This window comes from Sulfuricurvum sp. (assembly GCF_049305995.1).
Taxonomy (GTDB): domain Bacteria; phylum Campylobacterota; class Campylobacteria; order Campylobacterales; family Sulfurimonadaceae; genus Sulfuricurvum.
Map to the genome: position 1 here is coordinate 1 of NZ_JBAQPS010000006.1, position 1758 is coordinate 1758.

Annotated in this window: 4 protein-coding genes; 1 reads left to right on the forward strand and 3 read right to left on the reverse strand. The window is 43.7% G+C overall.

The genetic code is table 11. The features are described 5' to 3' along the window. Nucleotides 1-88: 88 nt before the first annotated feature. On the reverse strand, nucleotides 89-547 hold the full coding sequence (locus tag WA010_RS00190) for a hypothetical protein (protein WP_422555162.1): 459 nt from the start codon (nucleotides 545-547) through the stop codon (nucleotides 89-91). Between the two features lie 84 nt (nucleotides 548-631). On the opposite strand from WA010_RS00190, the gene WA010_RS00195 reads away from it, so the two are divergent. Beyond that, on the forward strand, nucleotides 632-1081 hold the full coding sequence (locus WA010_RS00195) for a YcgN family cysteine cluster protein (protein WP_422555163.1): 450 nt from the start codon (nucleotides 632-634) through the stop codon (nucleotides 1079-1081). Here the strand turns inward: WA010_RS00195 and WA010_RS00200 are convergent. After that, nucleotides 1068-1319: an EscU/YscU/HrcU family type III secretion system export apparatus switch protein gene (locus WA010_RS00200; RefSeq protein WP_422555164.1), complete on the reverse strand. Its 252-nt coding sequence runs from the start codon at nucleotides 1317-1319 to the stop codon at nucleotides 1068-1070. The two genes, WA010_RS00195 and WA010_RS00200, sit on opposite strands and share 14 nt — an antisense overlap. Next, a partial coding sequence (locus WA010_RS00205; protein ID WP_422555165.1) for a flagellar hook-length control protein FliK occupies nucleotides 1316-1758 on the reverse strand: 443 nt, incomplete at its 5' end. The genes WA010_RS00200 and WA010_RS00205, both read right to left, overlap by 4 nt.

Here is a 1758-nt window from a genome sequence, read left to right on the forward strand (position 1 = left end):
GAGATTCACCGCGTCTTCCTTTTGGTATCGATAAAATTATATCATATTAGTAACAAAACGTTACAAAAATATAGATAGAGTGACCCAATTACCCCATATTCTTTTTCAATACATCCATCGGCATGACAAACATCGCTTTAAAGAGCGGCGATACCCGCGTGGTCTTCTCATCGATCACTTCCAACGCATTGAAACTAAATCCCTCTCCATCTGCACTGTTCGTCGGTGTGACGGCAAAAGTGAGCGGTTTGAGGGTGCGGATCATGTTGAGGATGTTTTTGTGTCTCTTGTCTTCGGCGGGGAGTAGAATATTGCCGTCTTTGGTGCGGACTTTTGCCGATTCGATCAACAATCTCCAGTTATCGGCATGGAGGGTTTTGTTCCATGTCATCGTCCCGCTAGAGTAGTTGATCTGTTTTTTCTCACCGACGATAATCCCCTCACGGGTAGATCGGATCGTCTCAGCGAGGGTGAGGAAAAAGTTTTTGCCTCCGATAGCGTCTGCACATTCACGTAGTAATTCACTCAATGGTTGTTCGTTTGTCATAAAATATCCTTTTCGTTATCCTCATGATACCCAAATAACGCTCCAAATACTCGGTTTTAACCCTAAATATGCTATTTTTCGGTTATGAAAACTATTGAAACTGCCCCATTTTGGGAAACGAAAACGCTCGAAGAACTAAACCCGTCAGAGTGGGAAGCATTGTGTGATGGGTGTGGGCTGTGTTGTCTGCACCGTATCCAAGATGAAGACGATGATGCGATTTATTTGACCCGTGTTGCCTGCCATTGTTATGATATCGCCGGACGTGCGTGCAGTGATTACGCCAACCGTCATGAGAGGGTAGAGGGGTGTATGAAGCTGACATTAGCGCGGGTAGGGGAGTTTGATTGGCTTCCTGAAACGTGTGCGTATCGTCTCCGACATGAGCTAAAACCACTCCCCCTGTGGCACCCGCTCATCACTAAAACCCCTGCTTCGGTTCATCCGCATGGGATGCACGCGCTGAATCCGATTTTGGAAAACGATGATATCGATTTAGAAGATTATATTGTGGATGAGTTTATCGAGGATTAGTGATTTTGTAGATAAATTTAAATACTTCGGCAACGGCAACGTAGAGTGTTTCAGGGATCTCTTTATCGATCTCTACTTTACTGAGAAGTTCGACCAAATCTTCATCTTTACGGATCGGAAGGTTATGTAGTTCAGCGATTTTGATGATATTTTCCGCTGTAGTTCCCTTGCCAGATGCTATAACGCGAGGTGCGCTCTCTTTTTCGTTATCGTAGCGCATTGCTACCGCTTTTTTCATACCCTTACCTCAAAACCTAAATCTGATTTGTGCTGATATCCCGAATAACCTTTGCTAATAGGCGAGAGATTTTCTCGCATTTCAAATACCCGTATAGAGCGAGGAGTGAGTTCGGCATTGATCAGGAGTGATCTGAGCTCACCAATATTGTCTTGAATAAGTGTTTTGAGTTCAGGCTTTTCGGTATGAGCCTGAATTTCGAGTTGATTTCCCGCATATAGTGCCATCATAAGATTGAGTTCCCCGTACTCTTTGAGGCGGAGATTGATTTCACAATAGAATTTTTTATCGGCAGTTTTTTTGAAGTTTAAAGAACCTTCTTCGAGTTGATCCCATGAAAAGGGGATATAGATGGAATTTGAAGCACATAGGTATGAGGTGAGCTGATGATAATCGATTTGGGTAAGGAGTTTATCGGTTTGCTCGGATAACTTCGCTG